General features: G+C 73.4%; 12 protein-coding genes, 2 pseudogenes and 1 riboswitch. Of the genes and pseudogenes, 6 read left to right on the top strand and 8 right to left on the bottom strand.

All coding sequences use genetic code 11. The features are described from left to right. Positions 1–9 precede the first annotated feature (9 nt). Genes IPT68_RS06295 through IPT68_RS06305 form a run of 3 tightly spaced genes read right to left on the bottom strand, consistent with a single transcriptional unit; the run spans position 10 to position 2,536 of the window. Positions 10–1,296 carry a bifunctional 3,4-dihydroxy-2-butanone-4-phosphate synthase/GTP cyclohydrolase II gene (locus IPT68_RS06295; RefSeq protein WP_189699738.1) on the bottom strand — a complete coding sequence of 429 codons (1,287 nt, stop codon included), beginning with the start codon at positions 1,294–1,296 and terminating at the stop codon, positions 10–12. Next, entirely contained in the window at positions 1,293–1,937 is a 645-nt protein-coding gene (locus IPT68_RS06300) for a nicotinamide mononucleotide transporter family protein (protein ID WP_189699737.1), read from the bottom strand. The genes IPT68_RS06295 and IPT68_RS06300 overlap by 4 nt, the downstream gene beginning before the upstream one ends. Then, positions 1,934–2,536 carry a riboflavin synthase gene (locus tag IPT68_RS06305; RefSeq protein ID WP_189699736.1) on the bottom strand — a complete coding sequence of 201 codons (603 nt, stop codon included), beginning with the start codon at positions 2,534–2,536 and terminating at the stop codon, positions 1,934–1,936. Before IPT68_RS06305 ends, IPT68_RS06300 begins: the two co-directional genes overlap by 4 nt. Before the next feature lie 145 nt (positions 2,537–2,681). Continuing rightward, positions 2,682–2,812: riboswitch (FMN riboswitch) on the bottom strand. A gap of 258 nt (positions 2,813–3,070) precedes the next feature. On the opposite strand from IPT68_RS06305, the pseudogene IPT68_RS06310 reads away from it, so the two are divergent. Both IPT68_RS06310 and IPT68_RS06315 read left to right on the top strand, forming a co-directional pair. Continuing rightward, a pseudogene (locus tag IPT68_RS06310) lies at positions 3,071–3,267 on the top strand (carbohydrate-binding protein); the annotation flags it as partial. 195 nt (positions 3,268–3,462) lie between these two features. Next, entirely contained in the window at positions 3,463–4,218 is a 756-nt protein-coding gene (locus tag IPT68_RS06315) for an SDR family oxidoreductase (RefSeq protein WP_189699735.1), read from the top strand. A 453-nt stretch (positions 4,219–4,671) separates the two neighbouring features. Here IPT68_RS06315 and IPT68_RS06320 read toward each other — a convergent pair whose 3' ends face one another. Further along, positions 4,672–5,895, bottom strand: coding sequence for an ROK family transcriptional regulator (locus IPT68_RS06320; protein ID WP_189699734.1), 1,224 nt, complete (start codon positions 5,893–5,895; stop codon positions 4,672–4,674). A gap of 115 nt (positions 5,896–6,010) precedes the next feature. On the opposite strand from IPT68_RS06320, the gene IPT68_RS06325 reads away from it, so the two are divergent. Both IPT68_RS06325 and IPT68_RS06330 read left to right on the top strand, forming a co-directional pair. Continuing rightward, positions 6,011–7,228 carry an MFS transporter gene (locus IPT68_RS06325; RefSeq protein WP_189699733.1) on the top strand — a complete coding sequence of 406 codons (1,218 nt, stop codon included), beginning with the start codon at positions 6,011–6,013 and terminating at the stop codon, positions 7,226–7,228. Positions 7,229–7,269: 41 nt separating this feature from the next. Then, the gene (locus tag IPT68_RS06330; RefSeq protein ID WP_189699732.1) at positions 7,270–8,649 is read left to right on the top strand and encodes a uracil-xanthine permease family protein; all 1,380 of its coding nucleotides are present in this window, start codon (positions 7,270–7,272) and stop codon (positions 8,647–8,649) included. Here IPT68_RS06330 and IPT68_RS06335 read toward each other — a convergent pair. Further along, positions 8,628–9,456: pseudogene (locus IPT68_RS06335) on the bottom strand (glycoside hydrolase family 6 protein). The gene IPT68_RS06330 and the pseudogene IPT68_RS06335 sit on opposite strands and share 22 nt — an antisense overlap. 188 nt (positions 9,457–9,644) lie before the next feature. Here IPT68_RS06335 and IPT68_RS06340 point away from each other — a divergent pair. Then, on the top strand, positions 9,645–10,331 hold the full coding sequence (locus tag IPT68_RS06340) for a DUF5995 family protein (RefSeq protein WP_189699731.1): 687 nt from the start codon (positions 9,645–9,647) through the stop codon (positions 10,329–10,331). 92 nt (positions 10,332–10,423) lie between these two features. Then, a complete protein-coding gene (locus IPT68_RS06345; protein WP_189699730.1) occupies positions 10,424–11,353 on the top strand; it encodes an LLM class F420-dependent oxidoreductase in 930 nt (309 codons plus the stop codon). Between the two features lie 7 nt (positions 11,354–11,360). Here the strand turns inward: IPT68_RS06345 and IPT68_RS06350 are convergent, their stop codons facing one another. From IPT68_RS06350 to IPT68_RS06360, 3 genes are all read right to left on the bottom strand, one after another. Continuing rightward, positions 11,361–13,058, bottom strand: coding sequence for a flavin monoamine oxidase family protein (locus IPT68_RS06350; RefSeq protein ID WP_189699729.1), 1,698 nt, complete (start codon positions 13,056–13,058; stop codon positions 11,361–11,363). A 53-nt stretch (positions 13,059–13,111) separates the two neighbouring features. Then, positions 13,112–13,900, bottom strand: coding sequence for a carbon-nitrogen hydrolase family protein (locus IPT68_RS06355; protein ID WP_189699728.1), 789 nt, complete (start codon positions 13,898–13,900; stop codon positions 13,112–13,114). Positions 13,901–14,546: 646 nt separating this feature from the next. Then, positions 14,547–15,698, bottom strand: coding sequence for an MFS transporter (locus IPT68_RS06360; protein ID WP_189699790.1), 1,152 nt, complete (start codon positions 15,696–15,698; stop codon positions 14,547–14,549). Positions 15,699–15,748 lie beyond the last annotated feature (50 nt).

Raw genomic sequence — 15,748 nt, forward strand, 5'->3', positions numbered from 1 at the left:
GCCGCTGTGTTACTGGTTGCCGCAGGTGGTCACGGCGGGCGTGTCCAACCACGGCAGGTCGTGGCCCATCCGGTCCCGCTTGGTGCGCAGGTAGCGGAGGTTGTGCTCGCCCGCCGTCACGGGCATCGGCTCGCGCTCGGTGACCTCGATGCCGTGCCGGACGAGCGCGTCGGTCTTCTCGGGGTTGTTGGTCATCAGGCGCACGCTGCGCACGCCGAGGTCCGTCAGGATCTGCGCGCCGGCCGCGTAGTCGCGGGCGTCGGCGGGCAGGCCCAGCTCCAGGTTGGCGTCGAGGGTGTCCCGGCCGCGCTCCTGGAGCTCGTAGGCGCGCAGCTTGGACAGCAGGCCGATGCCGCGTCCCTCGTGTCCGCGCAGATAGACCACCACGCCCCGCCCCTCGGTGGCGATGCGCTCCAGGGAGGTCTCCAGCTGGGGGCCGCAGTCGCAGCGCAGGGAGTGGAAGACGTCGCCGGTGAGGCACTCGGAGTGGATTCGGACCAGGACGTCCTCGCCGTCGCCGAGGTCACCGTGGACGAGGGCGATGTGCTCGACGCCGTCCACGGTGGAGCGGTAGCCGTACGCCGTGAAGGTGCCGTGGGCGGTGGGGAGCCGGGTCTCGGCCTCGCGGCGGACGGTGGGCTCGGAGCTGCGCCGGTAGGCGATCAGGTCCTCGATGGAGATGATCGTCAGGCCGTGCTTGCGGGCGAACGGCACGAGCTCCGGCAGGCGGAGCATCCGGCCGTCCTCGCCGGCGATCTCGACGATGGCACCGGCCGGGCGCAGGCCCGCGAGGCGGGCGAGGTCGACGGCTGCCTCGGTGTGGCCGTTGCGGGTGAGGACGCCGCCGGGCTTGGCGCGCAGCGGGAAGACGTGGCCGGGGCGGACGAGGTCGGTGGGCTCGGCCGTGCCGCTCGCGAGCAGCTGGAGCGTGGTCGCCCGGTCGGACGCGGAGATGCCGGTGCTCACGCCGTGGGCGGCGGAGGCGTCGACGGAGACGGTGAACGCGGTCTTCATCGACTCGGTGTTGTCGTCGACCATCTGCGGCAGCCGCAGCCGGTCCAGTTCCTCGCCCTCCATGGGGGCGCAGATCAGTCCGCGGCACTCGCTCATCATGAAGGCGACGATCTCGGGGGTCGCCTTCTCGGCGGCGATGACGAGGTCGCCCTCGTTCTCGCGGTCCGCGTCGTCGACGACCACGACCGGGCGGCCGGCGGCGATGTCGGCGACGGCCTGCTCGACCGGGTCGAGGGTGAGGTCGAAGTCGTCCGTGCTGTAGAGGACGGTGGCCGCGGTCATGCCGGTGCTCCTTCCAGGACGGGCCGCGCGTCCCGGCGGGAGCGCAGCCACCAGTCGCGCAGGCCCCACAGGACGAGCGCGCCGTAGATGACGTAGACGAAGCCGGAGAAGGCGAAGCCGTTGGCGAAGTTCAGGGGGACGCCGACGAGGTCGACGAGCAGCCAGGCAAGCCAGAACTCGACCATGCCGCGCGCCTGGGCGTACATGGCGACGACGGTGCCGACGAAGATGTAGGCGTCCGGCCAGGGGTCCCAGGACAGGGTCGGGTACGCGGTGAACAGGCCGCCGACCGCGAGAGTGCCGAGCGCCGCCGCGCCGAGCAGCACGGCCCGCTCGCGCCAGGTGGCGAAGCGGACGGCGATCGAGCCGTCCTGCCCCTGCTGCCGGCCGCGGTTCCACTGCCAGAATCCGTAGCCGGCGACGAGCATCACGACGACCTGCTTGCCCGCGCTTCCGGAGAGGTGGGCGGTGGCGAAGGCGGCGAAGAGGATCAGGCCGGAGACGAACTGGGCGGGCCAGGTCCATATCGAGCGGCGCCAGCCGAGCGCCAGGGCGATGAGGCCGATCACGTTGCCGATCATGTCCGACCACTTGATGTGCTGGCCGAAGAGGGTGAAGGCCTCGGAGTTGAGCCAGTTCACCGGGTGGCCCCCTGATCGGCCAGCAGCCGCTCCACGTACTTGGCGATGACGTCGACTTCGAGGTTGACCGGGTCGCCGGGCTGCTTGAGGCCGAGGGTGGTCAGGGCGAGGGTGGTGGGGATCAGGCTGACGGTGAAGTAGTCGGGACCGGCCTCGACGACGGTGAGGCTGATGCCGTCGACGGTGATGGAGCCCTTCTCGACGACGTAGCGCGAGAGGTCCGCGGGGAGCGAGATCCGCACGATCTCCCAGTGCTCGGAGGGGGTCCGCTCCAGGACGGTGCCGGTTCCGTCGACGTGGCCCTGCACGATGTGGCCGCCGAGGCGGGCGCCCACGGCGGTGGGCCGTTCGAGGTTGACGCGGGAGCCGACCGTGAGCACGCCAAGGCTGGAGCGCTTGAGGGTCTCGGCCATGACGTCGGCGGTGAACTCGTCGCCCTCGTGGTCGACGACCGTGAGGCAGACGCCGTTGACGGCGATGGAGTCGCCGTGTCGTGCCCCCTCGGTGACGACGGGGCCGCGAAGCCGGAAGCGGGAGGCGTCGCCGAGATTCTCGACGGCGGTGACCTCGCCCAGCTCTTCGACGATTCCGGTGAACACTTCCCGGGTCCTCCTGCCTCTTCGGGCACGGACTCCGGGGCTGTCGAGACGACAGAATGTACGAGCGAGACACCGGGGGCGACACCGGACGGACTCGTCCCCCACGGGACGATCACGGTCGGCGGCGCGCACGAATGCCCGCTCGCCGCGCACTGCCTCCCATCCGGACTTTAACCGTCGGTCCAGGAATTTCACCTGGTCAACCGGCCGCTGGAGGCGACCGGGTCGCGGACTGTAACCGCCGGTTCGGACTTTCACCGACCCCGGAGTGCGCTGCTATTGGTACACGGCCAGTGTGCCACGACCGATCGCCTTCCATGCGGGCGGGCCGTGTGGGGTGTCTCACAGGCCGCGTCGCCGGACATCCCGGACGGCCGGACCGGCCACAACTCCCCTCCCGGCACGCTCGGTTAAGTTGGTACAGACCTATTGACGCACTGGTCTAGTCCTCTCTAGGGTCTGCGCAACTTCGTGGAGAGGAACCGACCGTGCTGTCCCCCTCAGGTCACCGATCCAGACCCGCCCTGCTCGCGGCCGCCGACGCCGACGCCGACGCCGACAGGCGGTACGGGGCAGTGCACGGCTCCGGCCTGGAACGCGCTGACCGAGTACGGCGGAGGCAGCACGGTGGCCCTTCGTGGGCACTCGTGGAAGGCCAAGTGGTGGACGAAGGGCGAGGAGCCCGGCACCACCGGCGAGTGGGGGTCTGGCAGGACCTCGGTACCTGCTGACCCCGGTCAAGGACGGGCCCGGCGGCGGTGACGACGGCCCTTGCCCGCCGCCGGGTCTCCCCTAGGGGCGCCCTCGCGCTCCGGGCCGTCGCCTGCCGGCCCTTGCCCGCGCGAGGGTGCCGGCACCGACCTGCGCGCCGGGCTCGACCCGGCCAAGCTGGAAGGAGCGCACGGCGTCCTAAGGGGCTGAGCAGCATGACCACGATCCTGGTGACCGGCGGCACCGGAACCCTCGGCCGGCTCGTCACCGAGCGGCTGCGCGCGGACGGGCACGAGATGCGGGTGCTCAGCCGGCACGCCCAGCCGTACGCCGTCGACCTGCGCGAGGGCGGCACCGTACTGGACGCGGCCGTCGCGGGCGTGGGCACGATCGTGCACTGCGCGACCACGCAGGGTGGCGGCGACGAGGAGGCAGCGGCCCATCTGATCGCGGCGGCGCGCAGGGCCGGCGTGGGGCACCTCGTCTACATATCGATCGTCGGGGTCGACCGGGTGCCGCTCGGCTACTACGAGACGAAGTTCGCCGTGGAGCGGCTGATCGAGGAGTCGGGTCTGGGCTGGACCGTGCTGCGCACGACGCAGTTCCACGATCTGCTCCTGCGGTTGTTCGACAGCCTCGCCAAGCCGCCGGTCGTGCTGCTGCCGGCCGGGCTGAAGGACCAGCCCATCGAGGCCGCCGAGGTCGCGGCGCGGCTCGCGGAACTGGCCTCGGGCCGGCCCGCCGGGCGGGTCGAGGACATGGGCGGCCCCGAGGTCCGGACGTTCGAGTCGCTGGCCCGCTCGTATCTGAGGGCCACGGGGCGCCGGCGGGCGATCGTGAACGTGCCGCTGTGGGGCCGGACGTACCGCGCCTTCCGTGACGGTGGTCATCTCGCGCCGGCGCAGGCCGTGGGGAAGGGCACGTTCGAGGAGTACCTGGCGGTGCGCGTCGGGGGCCACCGCAGGGCGTGACCCCACCGCCCGCGCGGCGCACGTCTCGGGGCCGCCACGGGGCGCGACCCCACCCCCCGCACCGCGCACATCGCGGGGCCGCCACAGGGCGCGACCCCACCCCCCCGCGCGGCGCACGTCTCGGGGCCGCCACAGGGCGTGACCCCACCGCCCGCGCGGCGCACGTCTCGGGGCCGCCACGGGGCGCGACCCCACCCCCCGCACCGCGCACATCGCGGGGCCGCCACAGGGCGTGACCCCACCGCCCGCGCGGCGCACGTCTCGGGGCCGCCACGGGGCGCGACCCCACCCCCCGCACCGCGCACATCGCGGGGCCGCCACGGGGCGCGACCCCACCCCCCGCACCGCGCACATCGCGGGGCCGCCACAGGGCGCGACCCCACCGTCCAGACAGTGCGGACGCGACCCCACCCCCGCACGACGCACATCTCGGGGCCGCCACGGGGCGCGGCCCTACCGTCCGGGCCGTGCGAACAGTTCGTCCTGGGCCCCGTCCCGCGCGGTCAGCAGCGCCCCGCGCAGCACGGCACCGCCGCCCAGGGCACTGGCCCGCACCTCGGTGGCCAGTGGCGACATCCGCCGCACCCGTTCCTCCACCAGCCCGGCGAGCACCTCCCCGCCGGCCTGCCCGACCTCCCCGCCGAGCACCACGCACCCGGGGTCCAGCACGGCGACGACGGAGGCGACGCCGATGGCGAGGCGATCGGCCAGGGCGTGGAGGAAGCGGGCGGCGGAGGTCTCGGGCACCGCAGCGGACCCACCCCCCGCCGCCCCGGCACCACCGACCGCCGCCACGGCCCCCCGCACCAGCTCCGCGGCTCCCGAACCGCCCCCGTCCGCCCCCAGCCCCCACTCCCCCGCCAACCCCGCGATCGCGCCCGCCGACGCCAGCGAGTGGAATCCGCCCGCGCAGTCCGTCGCCGACGGGACCCCGTTCGTTCCCGGCACCGGCAGGAACCCGATCTCGCCGGTTCCTCCGGACGCCCCCCGCCTGAGCGCCCCGTCGAGGACCACCGCCGCGCCCGTCCCCTGCCCCAGCCACAGCAGCACGAACGTGTCGCGGTCCCGCGCCGCCCCCTCCCGCTGTTCCGCCAGCGCGGCGAGGTTGGTCTCGTTCTCGACGATCACCCGGGCGTCGGGCAGGCGCTCCTGGAGGGCCGCCACCAGGCGCCGGTGCCAGGCGGGCAGGCCGGAGGAGTCCCGCAGTTCGCCGGTGGCGGGGTCGATCAGGCCGGGCGCGCCGATGCCGACGGTGTGCAGCCGGTCCGCCCCCGCCTCCTTCGCCGCCCGTTCGACCAGCGCCACCGCCTGCTCCACCGCGGGCCCGGTGCCGGTGTCGTCGCCGATCGGCACGGACGCCTCGGCGAGCACCCGGCCCAGCAGGTCGGACACGATCACGGAGACGCCCTCGGTACGGACGTCCAGCGCCGCGAGGTGCGCGCGGCCGGCGACGATGCCGTACAGCTTCGCGTTGGGTCCGCGCCGCTGCTCCCCCGCCTCGCCGACCACCTCGATCAGGCCGGCGGCGGAGAGCCGTTCGACGAGGTCGGCGACCGTCGGCCGGGACAGGCCGGTCAGCTGCTTCAGCTGCCCGGCCGTCAACGGCCCCTGCTGCTGCAGCAGCCGCAGCGCGAGCCGGTCGTTGATCGCTCGGGCGGTGCTCGGGGATGCGGGCATGCCGGGATCCTTCCAGACGGGCCGGTCGCGCCACGCCCTCTATCTATCAGGCAGGGTCCCTGATAATTTACCCGACGAACGCGGCCGGCGCCGAACGACGACAAGGGGCGGGAACATGAAGGACGTGGTCCACCAGCACCGAGAGGTGATACGCGCCCGGTACGCCGTGGCCGCCGTGTTCGCCGTGCACGGCGCGGTCACCGGCTCGTTCGCCACCCGGGTCCCCTGGATCCAGGACCACGCCTCCGTGAGCCCGGGCCAGCTCGGCCTCGCGCTCGCCTTCCCCGCCCTCGGCGCCTCCGTCGCGATGCCGCTCGCGGGCCGGATCAGCCACCGCTTCGGCGCCCGCACCGCCCTGCGCGGACTGCTCGCGCTGTGGACGCTGACGCTGACCCTGCCGTCCCTCGCCCCCGACCTGCTCGCGCTCTGCCTGGCCCTGTTCGCCTTCGGTGCCACGGCCGGCATGTCGGACGTCGCGATGAACGCGCTCGGCGTGGAGGTCGAGAACCGTCTCGGCCGCTCCATCATGTCCGGCCTGCACGGCATGTGGAGCGCGGGCGCCCTGATCGGCTCGGCCGGCGGCACGCTCGCGGCGCACCTGGGCACGGACGCCCGCCTGCACCACGCCCTGGCGGCCGCGTGCCTGACCCTGCTGGGCCTGATCGCCTGCACCTGGGTGCTGGACCTGCAGCCCGCCGAGGACGAGGAGCCGCCGCCCCGCTTCGCGCTGCCGCCCAGGTCGGCGCTGCTGATCGGCGCTGTCGGGTTCTGCGCGGTGTTCGCGGAAGGGGCGAGCCTCGACTGGTCGGCGGTCTACCTGGAGGACGAGCTGGGCACGTCGGCGGGTCTCGCGGCGGCCTGCACGACCGGCTTCACGCTCACCATGGCGCTCGCCCGGATCGCCGGCGACAAGGTGGTGGACCGCTACGGCTCGGTCCGCACCGTCCGCTCCGGCGGCGTCCTCGCCACCTGCGGCGGTCTGCTGATCGTCCTCACCGACCACCCGGCGTGGGTGATGGCGGGCTTCGCGCTGATGGGTCTGGGCATCGCCGTGGTCGTCCCGCTGTGCTTCGCGGCGGCGGGCCGCAGCGGCCCGAACCCCAGCCTGGCCATCGCGGGCGTCGCGACCATCACGTACACCTCCGGCCTGGTCGCCCCGAGCGCGATCGGCACGCTGGCCCAGGCGACCAGCCTCGTGGTGTCGTTCGCCCTGGTGACCGTCCTGTCGAGCGGGCTCGTGGCGTTCGCGGGCGTGCTGCGCTCCGGGGACCGGGACCGCCCGAAGATCGTGAACGACCGCGCACGTGTACGGAGCACCCACGACCAGCCCTGACAATGGTGCGGACTGCACGTACGACGAAAGCGACACCTGCCATGGATCTCGGCGTCCGCTGGAAACTGCACGGCGACGGACGCACCCCGGCACCGGGAGCGGTGGTCCGGCCCGACGAGCGGCTGTCCTGGCCCCGCACGGCCGGGCTCGGCGCCCAGCACGTGGTGGCGATGTTCGGGGCCTCCTTCGTGGCGCCGGTCCTGATGGGCCTGGACCCCAACCTCGCGATCATGATGTCGGGCGTCGCCACGGTCGTGTTCCTGCTCGCCACCCGCGGCCGGGTGCCCAGCTACCTCGGCTGCTCGCTGTCCTTCGTGGGCGTCGCGGCGGTGATCCGGGCGCAGGGCGGCACGAGCGCCACGGTGACCGGCGCGGTCCTCGTGGTCGGCGCCGCGCTGTTCGTCGTGGGCCTCGCCGTGCGGCGGTTCGGCGCGCGCATCATCCACGCGACGATGCCGCCGATCGTGACCGGCGCGGTGGTGATGCTGATCGGCTTCAACCTCGCTCCGGTCACGGCGTCCACGTACTGGCCGCAGGACCAGTGGACGGCCCTGCTGGTGATGCTGTTCACCGGCCTGGCCGTCGTCTGTCTGCGGGGTTTCTGGTCCCGCATCGCCATCTTCCTCGGCCTGATCTTCGGCTACGGCATCTCCTGGGCCTTCGACCTGGTGTTCGGCCGGATCCACTCGGTCGACGCGAGCGGCAAGGTCACCGACCACTGGCGCCTCGACCTCTCCGGCGTCGCCGAGGCCGACTGGATCGGTCTGCCCGCCTTCCACGGGCCGTCCTTCGAGTGGTCGGCGGTCCTCGTCGCGCTGCCGGTCGTGATCGCGCTGGTCGCGGAGAACGCCGGGCACGTCAAGGCGGTCGGCGAGATGACCGGCGACCCGCTGGACGACAAGCTCGGCACGGCGATCGCCGCCGACGGCGTCGGCTCGATGCTGTCCACCGCGGTCGGCGGCCCGCCCACCACGACGTACTCCGAGAACATCGGCGTGATGGCCGCGACCCGCGTCTACTCCACGGCCGCCTACTGGGCCGCCGCCGGCTTCGCCCTGCTGTTCGGCCTGTGCCCGAAGTTCGGCGCGGTGGTGGCCGCGATCCCGGGCGGGGTCCTCGGCGGCATCACCGTCATCCTGTACGGCATGATCGGGCTGCTCGGCGCGCAGATCTGGATCAACTCCAAGGTGGACCTGCGCAATCCGCTGAACCTCGTGCCGGCCGCGGCGGGCATCATCATCGGCGTCGGCAACGTCTCGCTCAAGTTCACCGACACGTTCTCGCTGAGCGGCATCGCCCTCGGCACGCTCGTCGTCATCACCGGCTACCACGCACTGCGGGCGTTCGCCCCCGCCCATCTGAAGACGCAGCAGCCGCTCCTGGACGAGGGCACCTCCCGCTACGACGACGCGAAGTCGTAGGCAGGGAGGGGGAAGGTCCCCGGCGCGCCCCGGCGCCCGTCCGCCCCCCGTAGCTTGACCCACAGGTAGGCGTCGATCCGTGCCTCGCCGTGTACAGGGTGGGCGTCCGGCCGATCTTCCGGCCGGGCGGGTCGCACCACGCGCGGTCCGCCGGTGCCCCGTCGCCATTGCGGCTGGCATCGATGACGGCCCCGAGGGCGTCCAGCACCCACCGGTCGTGGGCGATCTCGTAGGCGGTGCGGTGGAAGGTGGAGACCTTGCCGAAGACGCCGTCGGAGGAGACGGGCGAGACCGCCCCCTGCTGTCTCAGCAGCGCGACCTGCCGGCCGGCGGGGTTCCTGCCGGAGTGGCCGGCGTCGTCGTACACCCGCGCCTCGGGGGTGCGGCCTTCAGGACGCGGCCCGCGCGGGCCAGTGAGGCGAAACGCGCGGCGCGGTCGGCGGCGGACAGGCAGCCGGCCCGGGCGACGGAGTCGGGCTCCAGGATCACGACGACCTCGCCGGAGCCCAGCCCGACCGCGAACCGCTCGATCCAGTCGCTCCGGGCGACGAACGCGCGCCGGGGATCGTCGGGGTGGGCGCGGACCCGGTCCAGGACCTGTGGGTCGGGATGGCGGTAGAGGCGGGTGCGCGCGACACCGGTGCGCCGCTCCCGTTCGGTGCGGCCGGGCGGGGCGTGGCGTGGCGGTCTCCTTCGACGGAGTGGCGGCGGACGGCGCCGAGGAAGGATGGACGCGGCGAGGGCCGGCGCGGTCAGCACGCCGGTCACGGTGGCGACCGCTGTCACGACGGAGGCCGCCGCCACCATGGCGTCGCGCCGGACGGCGCCTGCGCGCGGCCCGGTGGGCGGCCAGGCGCTGGGCAGGTGAGCCGGACACGAGCGGTTCCCCCTGCTCTCCCCCGCGCTTCCCCCGTGCGGCGGCACCGTTCCCCCGTTCTGGGGAAGCGTCGGGCTCGCCGGCACCCGGGCCGGCCCAGGGCTGCGACCCTGCCCCCATGACGCAGTTGGAAGAGTTCACCACTCCCGTCGACGCGGTCGTCTCCCGGATGCGCGCGCTGGCCGCGGCCCTGCCCGCACAGGACGGGGTCGCGGTCTTCAACCGTGTCTACCTCGCCGTCACCGAGGCCGTCGGCCACCGCATCGGCACCGGCGCCTTCCCCGACGCGCGTGCCGCGACCACGCTGGACGTACGGTTCGCGGAGCGTTACCTGGCGGCCGTCGACGCGGCAGCGGCCGGCCGGCGTCCACCGGCCTGCTGGCGGCCCCTGTTCCAGTTGCGCCGCCATCCCGGCGTACGGCCACTGCAGTTCGCGCTCGCGGGCGTCAACGCGCACATCGGCCACGATCTGGCGCTCGCCGTCGTGGACGCCTGTCGTACGCTCGACTGTGAACCGGCCGAGCTGGAGGACGAGTTCGACCACGTGGGCGACCTCCTCGTGACGCTGGAGGAGCGCATCCGCGAGGATCTGATGCCGGGTCCCGACCTGCTCCAGATCGCCGACCCGCTCACCCATCTGCTCGGCGCCTGGAGCCTGGAGCGCGCCCGGGACGCCACCTGGTCGGCGGCGCGGGCCCTGTGGGCGCTGCGCCGACTGCCGGACCTCGCCGCGGAGTTCACCGAGCGGCTGGACGCGGCGGTGGGCCTCGCGGGACGCATGATGCTCACGCCGCTGCCGGACTGACGCGTCCGCTTCCCGGCCCTCACGCCCGGAATCACCGTGCCCGTCCCGGGCGTTGAGTCTTCTGGTACCCCGACTGCGAAGGAGCACAAGGCATGGCGATCCGGCTCGGTCTCAGCCTCCCCCAGATGCGGCAGTACGACCTCGGCAGGGACGTGCCCGACGTGGCGCGCGCGGCCGAGCGGATCGGTTACGACAGCCTGTGGGTGTTCGAGCGGGCCCTGTTCCCCGAGCCCGCCACGCAGGGCCTGTACGGCATCGAGGGCCTGCCCTGGCCCGACTCCTACCGGCACGTCGCCGACCCCTTGGTGACGCTCACGCTGGCCGCCGCGGCCACCGAGCGGGCCGAGCTCGGCACCAGCGTGCTGGTGGCGCCGCTGCACGTGCCGTTCCAGCTCGCCAAGGCCCTCGCGAGCCTGGACGCGGCGAGCGGCGGCCGGGTGATCGCCGGACTCGGCACGGGCTGGTCCCTCGACGAGTACGCGGCCGCGTCGGTCCGTCCGTTCGAGGAGCGCGGCCAGGTCCTGGACGAGCTGATCGGCGTGTGCCGCGCGGTCTGGGGACCGGACCCGGTCGCGTACGACGGGCGGCTCACGAAAATCGCGCCGGCGCTGGTCGGCCCCAAGCCCGCCCGGTCCATCCCCCTCCTGCTGGCCGCGAGCAGCCCCAAGGCACAGCGTCGGCTCGTCGATCACGCCGACGGCTGGCTCCCGGTCGGCATGGACCCCGAGGGCCTGGCCGCGCAGTGGCGCCGGCTGCAGGAGCTGGCGCAGGAGCGGGGGCGTACGGAGCCGATCCGGACGGTGGTACGGGTGAACGCGGAGTACTCCGCGAAGCCGTACGACGGCCCGGACCGCCGGCCCTTCCAGGGCGACGTCGACCAGATCGTCGAGGACCTCGTACCGTACGCCGGGATCGGCCTGGATGAGGTCCTCGTGGACCTCCAGTCCACCCCGAGGGACGCCGAGGAGCTGAAGGACGTGGCCGCGCAGGTCTACGAGAGGGCCCGCGCGGCCGGGGTGTGACCGCCGGTCAGTCCTCCGGGAGCTCCACCGGCGCGATCTCGTCGTAGACGTCGCCGGGGCCGGGGTTGGCCGCGTCGGTCGTCCCGCCGAAGTGGTGCATGACGCCCCAGACCGCGTTCAGCGCGGTCTGGACGGCGCCCTCGGCCCAGCCCGCCGTCCAGGAGATGTCGTCACCGGCGAGGAAGATGCCCCGCTTGTCCTCGGGCAGCCGGTCCTGCATGAAGTGCGTGAACAGGCGCCGCTGGTAGCGGTAGTGGCCGGGCAGGTTTGCCTTGAACGCACCCATGAAATAGGGCTCGTTCTCCCAGGACACGGTCACCGGGTTGCCGATGATGTGCTTGCGGATGTCGACCTTCGGGTAGATCTCGCCGAGCGACTTCAGCATGACCTCCATCCGCTCGTTCGCGGACAGCGGCAGCCACTTCAGGCTGTCGTCGCACCAGGTGTACGACAGGCAGATCACGGCCGGCTGGTCCGGACCGTCGTCCAGCAGGTAGGTGCCGCGGGTCATCCGGTCGGTGAGCGTCATCGACATGACGTCGCGGCCGGTCTCCTCGTCCTTGTCCAGCCAGAACGGCCGGTCCACGGGCACGAAGAGCTTGGACGACTCCATGTAGTGGGTGCGCTCGATCGCGGTCCAGTGGTCGATGGGGAACAGTGAGTCGTCGCACTGGATCTTGGACAGCAGCATCCACGACTGGGCGGTGAAGATCGCGGCCTGGTAGGTGCGGATGTCGCCGTTCGCGTCCGTCACGGTGATCCGGTTGCCCGCGGTGCGGTGCAGCCGCGTCACGGCCGGGCGGGGCTCGCCGCCCACGTGCAGCGAGGCCAGCGAGGTGCCGTACGGCCAGTGCACGATCTTCTCCGGCTCGCGCTCCCACAGCCGCAGCGGCAGCTGCTGCGAGCCCCCGACGATGCCGCGGTGGTGGTCGTCGGCCTCGGTGTAGACGACCCGCAGGATCTCCAGGATGGAGTTGGGGAAGTCGGTGTCCCAGCCGCCGGTGCCGAAGCCGACCTGGCCGAAGATCTCCCGGTGCCGGAAGGACTTGAAGGCCTCGGAGTCGCACAGGAAGCCGTAGAAGGTCTGGTTGTCGAGCTTCTCGACGAGCCGGGACCAGATCTCGCGGATGCGCTTGACGTCCCGCTCGCGCATGGCCCGGTTCATGTCGGAGAAGTCGGCGCCCTCTTCGAGGCACTTGTTCCACGCGTCGGCGACGTCGCGGTAGACCTGCGGCAGGTCGTCGATGGTCTCGGCGTAGTGCGACTCGCCCTTGAGGTCGACGACGGTCGAGGGGGTCGTCTCGGCCAGCGGGTTGGGGAAGGGCCGCGTCTCCAGGCCCACCAGGTCGATGTAGTGCTGCAGGGCCGTGGAGGACGGCGGAAAGCGCATCGCGCCCATCTCCGCGGTCAGCGACGGGTCGCAGCCCTCGAAACCGACGGTGCGCAGTCGCCCGCCGATCCGGTCGGCCTCGTAGACGACGGGCTTGAGGCCCATCTTCATCAGCTCGTACGCCGCCACGATGCCGGACAGGCCACCGCCGATGACCGCGACCTCGGTGCCGTGCTCGGTCGCCGGGATCTGGCCGAGGCCCGCCGGGTGGGCGAGGAAGTCGTCGTACGCGTACGGGAAGTCCGGGCCGAACATGGTGATCGGCGGCTGCTGCGCGTCGGCGTGCTCGACGGCGTTGGGCACCGTGGACGTCATGGGGTTCGGGCTCCTTGCGCGAAACGAAGTACGAGGGGTGAGGAGGGCGGGGTTCAGACCAAGGACCCGTAGAGGCCGGGGCGGCGGTCCTTCAGGTACGGGTTCGCCTCCCGCGAGGCGGCGAGGAAGGCGGGGTCCACGTCGGCGAGGACGAGATCCTCGCCGCGCCCGGCGCGCGTGCGGGCGAACCCGTCCGGCCCGGCGAGGGTGGACAGCCCCACGAACTCGAACTCGCCTTCCTGGCCGACCCGATTGACGTACGCCACGTACATCTGGTTCTCGAAGGCCCGCACCGGCACCAGCGACTCGGCGACGAACTGGAACGGGTGCATCTGCGCGGTCGGGACCAGCAGCAGGTCGGTGCCGGCCAGGGCGTGCGCGCGGACGTTCTCCGGGAACTCCACGTCGTAGCAGATCATGATGCCGACCCTCAGCCCGTCCAGCTCGGCCTGGACGACCGGCTGGTCGCCCGGCGCGAAGTGATCGCGCTCGAAGCAGCCGAAGAGGTGGGTCTTGCGGTAGTTGGCCAGCCGTGTGCCGTCGGCGGAGATCAGCTGGGCGGAGTTGAAGACCACGTCCGCGGAGCGCTCCGGGTAGCCGTAGGCGATGGCCAGGCCGTGCCGCGAGGCGGTTTCCGCGATCGCGTCGGCGGCGTCGCCGTCGGCGGGCTCGGCGAGGCGGGCGATGTCCTCGCCGATGGCGTATCCGGTCAGGAACATCTCCGGCGCGACGAGCAGCCCCGCGCCGGCGGCGGCGGCGCGGCCCGCGGCGTCGTCGAGGACCTTCAGGTTCTCGACGGTGGAGCCGGGCCGGCCGGAGCTCTGGAGCAGGGCGGTGCGCATGCGTGTTCCTCACCAGGACGAATGGGTGTGGGGGCCACGTAGACGGTACGGGCGGCGGGCGCGGCCGGACAAGGAGGAGCCGTTGCGCGCTCATGGCCGGTTCGTTGCGTCCGTTCGGCGTTACCCGGCGATTCGTTGCGCGCCCCTGTCATGCGTCTCCTCGTCTCGGGCGCAAGGCGAGACCGGGCCGCGCATCAGGCCCGCTCCCCTCGACGGCGACCAGCCACTCCCGCGTCGGCCTGCTCCCCTCCGGCCTGCCACACCCCAGCCCGCCCTGCCGGCCCGCTCCCCCCGACGGCAACCAGCCACACCCGCGCCGACCCGCTCCCCACCGGCCCGCCACACCCCAGCCCGCGCTGCGAACCCGCTCGTCTCCGGCCCGCCACACCCGCGCCGACCCGCTCCCCACCGGCCCGCCACACCCCAGCCCGCCCTACGAACCCGCTCGTCTCCGGCCCGCCACACCCGCGCCGACCCGCTCCCCACCGGCCCGCCACACCCCAGCCCGCGCTGCGAACCCGCTCGTCTCCGGCCCGCCACACCCGCGCCGACCCGCTCCCCACCGGCCCGCCACACCCCAGCCCGCGCTGCGAACCCGCTCGTCTCCGGCCCGCCCCGCCCGTGCCCGCGACCAAAAGGCCGTGCCTCAGGCTCGGTCCCCTCGGCCGCGGCCCGCCACGCCCGTGCCCGCGACCAGGGTCGCCGTCACCAGGTACGGCGCCGCGAACACAGCGAAGGCCGTGCTGTGCCCGGTCCTTGAACCGATGGCCGCGTAGGCGCCGAACACGGCGACGGTGGCCAGCTCCGTGCCGAGCCCCGCGATCGACGTGACGGTGGCCCGCGCCCCGTCGTCGATCCGCCGCTGGAACCGGGCGTCGGCCAGCACGGTCGCCAGCTGGAAGCCGCCGAAGGCGACGGCCACCAGCAGCAGGCCGGCCGGCGCCCGGGCCAGGGCTCCGGCGGCGAGGGCCAGCGCGGAACCGGCGAGCAGGCCCGCGAACCCGGCCGCGCCGAGGCGTTCGCCCGGACCGGCGAGCAGGCTGCCCGCGGTGGCCCCCGCCCAGACCAGCAGAAGCGCATAGGGCCCGGCCCAGTCCGGCACTCCGCTGTCGCGGACCAGCAGCGGCGTGTACTCGTCGAGCGCGCCCCACACCGAGCCGACGGCCGCGACCAGCAGCAGGGCCGCGATGACCGGCCGGCCGGGGCGGCCGACGGCGCGCAGGGCGCCGTACCAGCTCTCGCTCCGGGCCGTCGCCGACCGCTGCTCGGGGAAGCGGGTCGCCACGGCCGCAGTCAGCAGACAGGTCAGCACGCCGGCCGCGCCGACCGCCGAATAACCGCCCACCGCGAGCACGGGCCCGGCCAGTCCCATCGCGGCCATCACGCCGACGAGGCCCGCGGCACGCGCCCGGCCCATCACGCGGGCGTAGTCCTCACCGGCGCCGAGCCGGTCCAGTTCCTCGTAGACCAGCGCCTCCAGCGCGCCGGAGCCCAGGGCTCCGCCGGCGCCCCAGAGGACGAAGCCGAGCGCGAACGCCCCGTACGAGGGGACGAGCACCCACAGGGCGAAGCCGACGGCGGTCAGCAGCGGGCCGAGCCACAGCAGCAGCCGACGGGAGACGGCGTCGGCCCAGGCGCCGGAGGGGACCTCCAGCAGCACGCCGGTGACCGACCAGAGGGCGAAGAGGGAGGAGGTCTGCCCGAGGGACAGTCCGGTGTCGTCGAAGAGCAGGGCGTAGACCGGGTACAGCAGGACGAAGTCGTCCAGGAAGGCGTAGCCGTACAGCGTCCGGGTCAGCCGCCGGACGCGGGGCTCAGGGGCGGGTGAAGGTCAATGTCGCCACGTCA

This window comes from Streptomyces chromofuscus (assembly GCF_015160875.1).
Classification (GTDB): Bacteria; Actinomycetota; Actinomycetes; order Streptomycetales; family Streptomycetaceae; genus Streptomyces; species Streptomyces chromofuscus.

Excerpts from the sequence above, each read along its gene's own strand:
- IPT68_RS06295 (WP_189699738.1), bottom strand. The coding sequence starts at position 1,296 with ATGACCGCGGCCACCGTCCTCTACAGCACGGACGACTTCGACCTCACC.
- IPT68_RS06315 (WP_189699735.1), top strand. The coding sequence starts at position 3,463 with ATGACCACGATCCTGGTGACCGGCGGCACCGGAACCCTCGGCCGGCTC.
- IPT68_RS06320 (WP_189699734.1), bottom strand. The coding sequence starts at position 5,895 with ATGCCCGCATCCCCGAGCACCGCCCGAGCGATCAACGACCGGCTCGCG.
- IPT68_RS06325 (WP_189699733.1), top strand. The coding sequence starts at position 6,011 with ATGAAGGACGTGGTCCACCAGCACCGAGAGGTGATACGCGCCCGGTAC.
- IPT68_RS06330 (WP_189699732.1), top strand. The coding sequence starts at position 7,270 with ATGGATCTCGGCGTCCGCTGGAAACTGCACGGCGACGGACGCACCCCG.
- IPT68_RS06340 (WP_189699731.1), top strand. The coding sequence starts at position 9,645 with ATGACGCAGTTGGAAGAGTTCACCACTCCCGTCGACGCGGTCGTCTCC.
- IPT68_RS06345 (WP_189699730.1), top strand. The coding sequence starts at position 10,424 with ATGGCGATCCGGCTCGGTCTCAGCCTCCCCCAGATGCGGCAGTACGAC.
- IPT68_RS06350 (WP_189699729.1), bottom strand. The coding sequence starts at position 13,058 with ATGACGTCCACGGTGCCCAACGCCGTCGAGCACGCCGACGCGCAGCAG.
- IPT68_RS06355 (WP_189699728.1), bottom strand. The coding sequence starts at position 13,900 with ATGCGCACCGCCCTGCTCCAGAGCTCCGGCCGGCCCGGCTCCACCGTC.